Origin of the sequence: Peribacillus acanthi (assembly GCF_003073175.1) — a bacterium.
GTDB lineage: Bacteria > Bacillota > Bacilli > Bacillales > DSM-1321 > Bacillus_BN > Bacillus_BN acanthi.
In genome coordinates this window covers 128721-137628 of record NZ_QBBX01000001.1, presented here as the reverse complement: position 1 = coordinate 137628, position 8908 = coordinate 128721, and the positions used below count along the sequence as shown (strand labels likewise).

9 protein-coding genes are annotated in these 8908 nt (G+C 41.4%); all 9 read right to left on the bottom strand.

Annotation, left to right across the window (positions count from 1 at the left end):
• Positions 1-1468, bottom strand: a 1468-nt coding sequence (gene nuoN / locus DBX25_RS00765) for an NADH-quinone oxidoreductase subunit NuoN (RefSeq protein WP_108669047.1), incomplete at its 3' end; no start/stop codon positions are given.
• Between the two features lie 6 nt (positions 1469-1474).
• On the bottom strand, positions 1475-2995 hold the full coding sequence (locus tag DBX25_RS00760) for an NADH-quinone oxidoreductase subunit M (RefSeq protein WP_108668872.1): 1521 nt from the start codon (positions 2993-2995) through the stop codon (positions 1475-1477).
• The gene (nuoL, locus tag DBX25_RS00755; RefSeq protein WP_108668871.1) at positions 2992-4860 is read right to left on the bottom strand and encodes an NADH-quinone oxidoreductase subunit L; all 1869 of its coding nucleotides are present in this window, start codon (positions 4858-4860) and stop codon (positions 2992-2994) included. Before nuoL ends, DBX25_RS00760 begins: the two co-directional genes overlap by 4 nt.
• A 69-nt stretch (positions 4861-4929) precedes the next feature.
• Positions 4930-5244 (bottom strand): NADH-quinone oxidoreductase subunit NuoK, encoded by a 315-nt coding sequence (gene nuoK, locus DBX25_RS00750; protein ID WP_108668870.1) that lies wholly within the window; start codon positions 5242-5244, stop codon positions 4930-4932.
• Positions 5241-5756, bottom strand: coding sequence for an NADH-quinone oxidoreductase subunit J (locus DBX25_RS00745; RefSeq protein WP_108668869.1), 516 nt, complete (start codon positions 5754-5756; stop codon positions 5241-5243). Before DBX25_RS00745 ends, nuoK begins: the two co-directional genes overlap by 4 nt.
• Positions 5753-6172 carry an NADH-quinone oxidoreductase subunit NuoI gene (gene nuoI, locus DBX25_RS00740; protein ID WP_108668868.1) on the bottom strand — a complete coding sequence of 140 codons (420 nt, stop codon included), beginning with the start codon at positions 6170-6172 and terminating at the stop codon, positions 5753-5755. Before nuoI ends, DBX25_RS00745 begins: the two co-directional genes overlap by 4 nt.
• 80 nt (positions 6173-6252) lie before the next feature.
• Positions 6253-7260 (bottom strand): NADH-quinone oxidoreductase subunit NuoH, encoded by a 1008-nt coding sequence (gene nuoH, locus DBX25_RS00735; protein WP_108668867.1) that lies wholly within the window; start codon positions 7258-7260, stop codon positions 6253-6255.
• Positions 7260-8360 (bottom strand): NADH-quinone oxidoreductase subunit D, encoded by a 1101-nt coding sequence (locus tag DBX25_RS00730; protein ID WP_108668866.1) that lies wholly within the window; start codon positions 8358-8360, stop codon positions 7260-7262. Before DBX25_RS00730 ends, nuoH begins: the two co-directional genes overlap by 1 nt.
• A gap of 3 nt (positions 8361-8363) precedes the next feature.
• A partial coding sequence (locus tag DBX25_RS21000; protein ID WP_240620097.1) for an NADH-quinone oxidoreductase subunit C occupies positions 8364-8908 on the bottom strand: 545 nt, incomplete at its 5' end.

Genomic DNA, 8908 nt, shown 5'->3' with positions numbered 1-8908 from the left:
CGCCTGGTGCGACACCAAATCCGATTGTTCCTACCGCACAAACGAGTAATACGACCAATAAACTCACTGGGATCTTCACTTTTTCTGTCATCGCCAAATAGTGTGCGGGACGGAAGAAAACTTGCGTTAAAATCCCAAAATAATAGAAATACGATACAACGGTAACCGCAATCATGATTCCTGCTAGTACGTAATGACCAGGCTCGACTGCAAAGGTACCCATGAAAATGTTCAGTTTACCGATAAATCCTGCCGTACCTGGAATGCCTGCAAGAGAAAGAATATAAATCCCCATCATGATTGCAAGTAAAGGTGAGCGTTGATACAAGCCTGCGAAAACTGAAATCTCTTCAGATCCTGTTTTGTCTGACATGTATTGTACGACCGCAAATGCACCGAGATTCATGAATACATAGGCGACTAGATAGAACCAGATTGCATCAAAGGTAAAGTAACCTAACGTTGCGATAGCAACAAGTAGATACCCCGCATGGGCAATACTTGAATAGGCTAGTAAGCGTTTAATATTGGTTTGCTTTAACGCCACAACATTCCCAACAATCATAGTAATCGCTGCAAGGAAACCGATATAGTCTTTATTTTTTTCGATAAAGGTCAGTGCACCGATTTCGTCACCTGGTGCGGCCATGAACAACGTTATCATGATACGAAGCAAGATGACGAAGCCCGCTGCCTTTGAGACGACACTCAAGAAAGCAGTAACTGGTGTTGGTGCTCCTTGGTATACGTCTGGTGCCCACATATGGAATGGAGCAGTTGCCAGCTTGAAGGACAATCCGACCACAATCATAAAGAACGCTAGGCCAAACAAGTATTGGAATTGTCCATCAAAGATTTGGGACATGATTCCGCTCATTTCTTTAAGGTTCGTTGTTCCCGTCAATCCATATAAATAGCTCATTCCAAACAATGTAATCGCCGTAGAAATACCACCGTTAATGACATATTTCATGGCAGACTCGTTGGAAGCCAAATGATTTTTTCTCATCCCCGCTAGGATGTAAGACGAAATCGACAATAATTCCAAACCAACGAACAGAGTAATCATATCTCCACTGGAGGCCATCATCATGGCACCTAATAAAGCTGCCAGGAATAGATAATAGAACTCTCCGCGGTATTCCTTCATTCCTTCTGCCGGTTGAAAGCTTTCGGCCAACAGTATGACCATGGCCGCTCCCACAAGGAAGATTAATTTGAATGCCTTAGCGAATGAATCCAGTCGATATGTATCATTCAAAATCGACGTTGCTTCTACATTGAATAAGCCAACCAATGAAACTAGTGCGATTAGAATTCCGACTAGAGCGACCCATGCAAGTGGACGTCGACTCGATGATTTTGGCATAAATAGGTCCAATAGTGTCAGTAATGTTGCCACACCGAGGATGATGAATTCTGGCATCATGACTCCCCAGTTAAAAGAAAGCAAGGTTTCCAAATCCATCCTTCATCACCCTCCTAACCCTACTAAGATAGCTTCAAGCGTTGACTCCAATGGTACTGTAAGCACGCTTGGATATACGCCGATTAAAACGATTAATGCTAATAAAACCAGAACTGGCGCGAACTCTGCACCTTTGATATCCGTAAGAGATTCGCTATATGATTTCTTAGCTGCTCCGAATGTAATGCCGAGAACCGCTCGTAAAACATAAACCGCTGTTAAGATGATTCCGATGGTACCGATGGCTGCGATGATTGGCTCCACTTTAAATAGTCCTAAGAAAGCCATAAACTCACTTATGAATCCAGACATACCCGGTAAACCAAGTGAGGCCATCGAAGCTGCTAGCAAGAAGCCGGCTGTTAAAGGCATAACTTTTGCCAGTCCACCTAGGTCTCCCAATTGGGAAGTGTTTACACGCTCATACATCACTCCTACTAAGAAGAACAGAAGTGCTGCAATTAATCCGTGAGACACGACTTGGAAGATGGCACCTTGTATGCCGGCTTCATTCAATGCCCCTAAACCGATCAGGACGATTCCCATATGTGAAATCGAAGAATAGGCTAGGACCATTTTGAAATCGGTCTGGATCAGAGCTAAAAACGCCCCATATAAAAGGTTAATAACACCTAGAATCGCTATGAAAATAGCAATCTCTTTAAATTGCTCTGGAAATATCCCTATTCCAAATCGAATGAGACCAAAAGCTCCGATTTTTAATAGTACACCAGCATGCAACATAACGATGGAAGGTGGTGCCTGAACGTGAACCTTTAACATCCACGTGTGTAGTGGGAAAATGGGAAGTTTGATTCCAAATGCCACTAACAAGGCAATCAATAATGTATATTTCATTGCCTCTGAAATCGGTGCGATGAGTGGGACTCCTCCGACCGTCATGATGTATTTTAATGCTTCGATATTAGTAGTACCAGCACGAGCAAATAAAATCATGATGACGATTAATAAAATGGCTGAACCAAGTCCGTTATAGATTAAGAAGCTGTATGCCGCTTTTTCCTTTTCAAGATATCCCCATTTTCCGATTAAGAAGAACATCGGGATGAGCGTAATCTCAAAGAAGAAGAAAAATAGTATTAGGTTTTGAGCTGTAAAGACCCCTAGCATACCAATCTGTAGCATTAGGAACAGCATGAAGTAGCCTTTCCATTCCTTTTTGATGTGGATGGAAGCGATGGCAGCCAAAGTAGCTAATACAGAAGTCAGTAACAACATGACTAAAGCAAAACCGTCTAGAGCTAGTTCATAATCGACCGCAAATAGCTTGCTGTCATATTGTTTTAAATTTCCAAAGCGGAACCAATTCGCTTTGTTTGAAAACTCGGAAAGACTAGTTCCTGCCTGAAATTGTAAATAAATGAATAGAGACAAAAATAGTGCAGGAAGGGTAGCCAAAATCCCTACGATTTTTATAGTCTTTTCACTTGTTTTAGGTACAAATAAAAGTAGTACTATCCCTACTAACGGGGAGAAGACTATTAGCGTTAATAGCCAGTCGCTCATCTTACGTACCCCCCTGTCAACGCGTAAACTACTAATAAAACGGCCAATCCTAGGACAACGACTGTTCCATACAGTTGTACTTGCCCCGTTTGAAGTTTGGATCCAATTTTACCTATGCCCTTAACGGAAACAATCACTGTGTTCATGAGTCCTTCCACTAAAAACTTATCAATAAAGGCAAGAAATAATGATATCCCCTTTGTCACTGGAACAATGGTTACATTATACAATTCATCAACGAAATACTTGTTTGAAAGAATACTATAAGCTGTCGATCCTTCGCCACCAAGCCAATCTGATGAAATGCTTCTTTTACCATAAATGAAGTAAGCTATTAGAATGCCTGCTAAAGAAATCAACGTAGCTGCTATCATGATCCATGCTGGACCTTCAATATGGCCGTGACCCAATGCATGATTTCCTTCCGTTAGCCAATCTCCTAAAAATGTTCCGAACCATGGAGTATTCACATATCCACTGATGACAGCTAAAACCCCCAACACGATCATCGGGAATGTCATGATGCTTGGTGACTCATGAACATGTGATGCCTCGCCCCTTGAGCTTCCTGCAAACACCATGAAGAATAAACGGAACATATAAAATGCCGTCAAAAATGCAGCGGCAAGCGCTAACCAGAATAATGCGTAGTTTCCATGTGCCCAAGCTGCAATCAAAATTTCATCCTTACTGAAAAACCCTGAGAACAATGGAACTCCAGAAATCGCTAACGTGCCGATTAGGAACAATGGACCGGTAATACGTAGTTTTTTCCACAGTCCTCCCATTTCATCAATGTTCTGGGTATGAACAGCATGAATGACGCTTCCTGCTGCCAAAAACAGCAATGCCTTGAAGAAAGCGTGGGTCATTAAGTGGAATACACCCGCTACATAGCCTGCGGAACCAAGGGCAAGCATCATATATCCAAGCTGACTGACCGTCGAAAATGCTAGGACACGTTTGATGTCTTTTTGAACTAAACCAATGCTCGCTGCAAAAATGGCTGTGAATGCACCAATAATAGCTACTGTCATCATCGCTGTTTCACTCGCAGAGAATAATGGGAACATCGTCGCCACTAAATAAACACCTGCTGCAACCATTGTAGCGGCGTGGATCAAAGCCGAAACCGGAGTTGGACCTTCCATCGCATCTGGTAACCAAGTGTGCAATGGGAACTGACCAGACTTACCGATTGCTCCAATAAAAATTAGAATACTTGCCAACGTAATCATTGTTGCCGAAATACTTCCCGCTTCTACAGCATGGAAAATTTCATCGTATTCGAAGCTTCCAACTTGCCAGAATAATAAGATCATGCCGATAAAAAGACCAACATCTCCAATCCTGGTCATGATGAAAGCTTTCTTTGCCGCTTTTTTTGCTTCTTCTTTATAGAAATAGAAACCGATAAGTAAGAATGAGCCTAGACCTACTAGCTCCCAAAATACATAAAGTTGAAGTAGATTTGGTGATATGACCAAACCAAGCATTGCAAAAGTAAATAATCCTAAATAAGCATAAAACGTATGGAATCGCTCGTCGCCATGCATATAGCCTTTTGAATACATATGTACAAGGAAGCTGACTAGCGATACGATCACTAACATTAAAGCATTTAACTGATTTACCTCAATACCCGCTGTTAATTGTACATCCCCTATTGTTAGCCATGTGGCTTCGGCTTTGTAAGTTGGTGACGATATACGATCGATGAGCACCAACAGTGAATAGATGAAAGAAACGAGCGTCAAAAGTATACCGATATAGGCACTCGATTCTTTTAATCTTCTACCGAATAGAAGAAGGAACAGGAACGAGAATAGCGGGAAAAACGGTATGAGCCATGCATTCTCCATCATCGTATCAAATCCCCTTCTCATCGTGCGAAGGCATTTGCCTTCTTACATTTTTCTTTATTTATAAGTTTCCTAGTGTTTCATCGTGTCCATTTCATCAATATTGACCGTTTTACGGTTTCGATATAACGAAATTAAAATAGCCAATCCTACCGCTGCTTCAGCAGCAGCCACCGTAATGGCAAATAAAGAGAAGATTTGACCAGTGATGGAAGGAGTGACGCCATACTTACTGAATGCTACAAGGTTAATGTTTACTGCATTCAACATTAATTCGATAGAAATCAAGACAATAACTGTATTTCTTTTTGTCAAAGCTCCATATAAGCCGATACAGAAAAGGATTAATGCAAGAACCAGATATGCTGAAAGTGGCACAGATGTCATTGTTTATCCGCCTCCTCTGGTTCATCCTTTTTCGCCAATACTATCGCACCCACTAGCGCAACCAATAAAATGACCGAAGTCAATTCAAAAGGAATCACATATTTCGAATACAGGGCCACACCGATTTGTTCTGTATTATTTTCATGTAGTGCTGTTTGTTGAGCCGGGATATCTAAATCATAAATCCCCATATAGACAGCAAAAGCAAATCCAGCAATACCCAACATCAAAAGCAGCTTACGAATCATGCCTGTTTTTTCAACACTTTCATCATCATGTTTCGTGAGCATGATTCCAAACAGCATGATGATGGTGATCGCTCCTGAATAAATCAAGATTTGAACCACGGCAACGAATTCCGCTGACAGCATCACGTAGATACCCGCAACACTGATGAACGTGAATACTAAAGCAATTACCATATGGACGACCTTTGTAAGGTTAATTAATAGAATCCCGCCTAATACGGCTACTAGAGAAAGAGAAATGAATGCTAAAAACTCGCCGCTCATGCCTTATTCTCCTTCCTAATATTCGTATCGTTCTCATCCAGCCATTCCAGGTTTTTAAACAACATATCTCTGCTGTACTCAGCCAGTTCGAAGTTGTTCGTCATAATAATGGCTTCGGTCGGACAAACTTCTGTACATAAATCACATAAAATACAAATCTCAAAGTTTATATCGTATGTGTCAATAATCTTCCCTTTTTTTGTAGGGTCCGGATGTTTTTTGCCAGTTAAATTGATACAATCCGTTGGACAAATGTTTGAACATTGGTTGCAGACAATACATTTTTCCGGATAAAATTTTTGTATTCCTCTGAATCGATCCGGTAACGGAAGCGGCTCATCTGGATAATTATACGTCACTTTTTCACGGGTTAGGTTTTTTAGGGTATATTTCAATCCTTTAGCCAATCCAAACATTTTTGTCACCCCTTGCTTTGTACTATTAATAAGTCGGTCGATAGCAAAGTTCTACTAGACAATCTACCACAGACGTTAGATTACCATAGCTTTAATAGTTCTTTCACTAATGCTGTTAAGAATATATTTGCTAGAGCTACAGGAAGGAGAACTTTCCACCCGAATTCCATCAGTTGGTCTGCACGTAAACGTGGGAATGTTGCACGAATCCAAATTAAAACGAAAACCACCGCACTGAACTTCAATGCAAACCAAACAGCTCCCGGTATGAAGTCGAGGAAAGGAAGAGCATTCCACCCTCCAAGGAATAATACCGTTGTTAAAGAAGCCATTGCAAATAAGTATACATATTCAGCCAGCATGAAGAATGCCCAACGGAAACCGGAATACTCAGTATGGAACCCAGCTACTAGTTCAGATTCTGCCTCTGGTAAGTCAAATGGTGTACGGTTTAACTCTGCTACAGAAGCAATGATAAAAATAATGAAACCAATAGGCTGCATAATGATGAACCAAAGGTCTTCCTGTGCTGCCACGATAGTATTCAAATTCAAGCTTCCAGCTACTAAAATAACACCGATTACGGACATAACAAGAGGAATCTCGTATGAAATCATTTGTGCTGCCGCACGCATACCACCAAGCAACGCATATTTATTATTCGAAGCCCAGCCACCCGCGACTACCCCAACTGTTGTTATACCAGAGATTGCAATATAGTAAAGCAATCCAACTCCAATATCAGCAAATTGTAATTTATCCGTTAAAGGAATGGTCGCTAATACCATAAATGCTGGCGCAAAGGCTATGACAGGTGCCAAAATGAACAGTGGCTTGTCTGCAGCTTTTGGAATGACATCTTCTTTTAAAAGGAGCTTTAATACGTCAGCTACCGTTTGTAAAAGTCCCCATTTCCCTCCAACTTGGTTTGGACCGTGACGAATTTGCATAAAACCCATCACTTTTCTTTCTGCTAAAATCGCATACGTTACAAATCCAAGTACGACCAACAGTAAAACTACGGCTAACAAGAAAAAAATCGCGAAATTCATCAAGCCAGCTGAGGAATGCAATAAATCTGATATCATTAGCCGTCAACCTCCCCAAGTACAATGTCGATCGCACCTAGAATAGTAATAAGGTTAGCGATGTTTTCCCCCTTCAACAGTTTTGGAAGGATCTGCAGATTGTAGAAGGATGGTCTTCTAAATTTCAATCGGTACGGTTCTTTTTTTCCATCGCTAGAAATGTAGCAACCGATTTCCCCACGAGGTGACTCGATTCGGACAAACGCCTCTCCAGCTGGCGCTTTAATGATTTTCGGAACTTTAGCGAGGATGTCTCCATCACTCGGGAATTGCTCCACAGCCTGCTCTAGGATTTTTAATGACTCTTCTATTTCTCCAAGTCGGCAATGGTAACGAGCCCATGCGTCGCCTTCATTACGAACGGGTACATCAAAGTCAAAACGGTCATAAATCGAGTATGGCTCATCTTTTCGTAAATCCCATTTCACGCCAGTGCTTCGTAGGTTCGCACCGCTAAGTGAATAGTTCAACGCATCTTCCTTCGAATAAGTACCTACTCCAATTAAACGTTTCATGAAAATTTCGTTACCCGTCACTAGTTCATGGTATCCAGCCAGCTGTTCTCTCATATATGGAACAAATTCTCGGACCTTTTGGATCCAACCTTCAGGAGCATCCCATTTCACTCCACCGACTCGCATGTAGTTGAAGGTAAGTCTGGCGCCGGAAAGCTCATTTAACATGTTAATGATCATTTCTCTTTCTCGGAATGCGTATAGGAATGGACTGATTGCCCCAATATCCAATAAGTATGTACCCCACCAAACAAGGTGACTGGCTACACGTCCCAACTCCATCGAGATGACACGTAAGTATTCCGCACGGTCAGGAACTTGCAATCCCATCATCGTTTCTACAGCATGACATAAAACATAGTTAGTCGTCATGGCAGACAAGTAATCCATTCGGTCTGTATAAGGAATGATTTGTGTATATTGTAGGTTTTCTGCTAGCTTTTCAGTTCCACGATGCAGATAGCCTACAACAGGGGTTGCTTCCTTGATAATTTCACCGTCAATTTTGATGACCAGTCGGAACACGCCGTGAGTACTTGGATGCTGAGGTCCTACATTCAAGAGCATTTCTTCTGTGCGTATCATATGCTACACCTCTTCATCATACGGCTGATAATCTTTGCGTAATGGATATCCAATCCATTCTTCTCCTAAGAGAATTCTCTTTAAATCGGGATGATTGGTAAATTGGACCCCTAGTAAATCATAGGTCTCGCTTTCCGGCCAATTCGCCCCTTTCCATAGTGGCGCAAGAGATGGAATCTCCGGTTGTTCACGATCTATTTTCACTTTTAATGCGACAGGTTGATTATGCTTGTAGGAGTATAAATGAACGTACACTTCCATATGAGTGACATAATCCGTACCGTGAATGCTAGAAAGATAGTCAAAACCTAGTTGCTCATTGTATTTAAGGAACTCAGCGACTTTATAATACGTATCTTTCTTTGCTACCAAAGTCGGAACATCCTTGGAAAGTCTATTAATATAAGAAGCTTCCAACATATCTTTTCCTAAATTGTCTTCGATCACTTTAATATATTTATCTAATAATGGCTGGTTTGGAGATGGTTGCACGTCATCTTGTTGTATTTCTGTGGATGTACCCGTGGAAGCAGCCTTTGCTTTTGCGG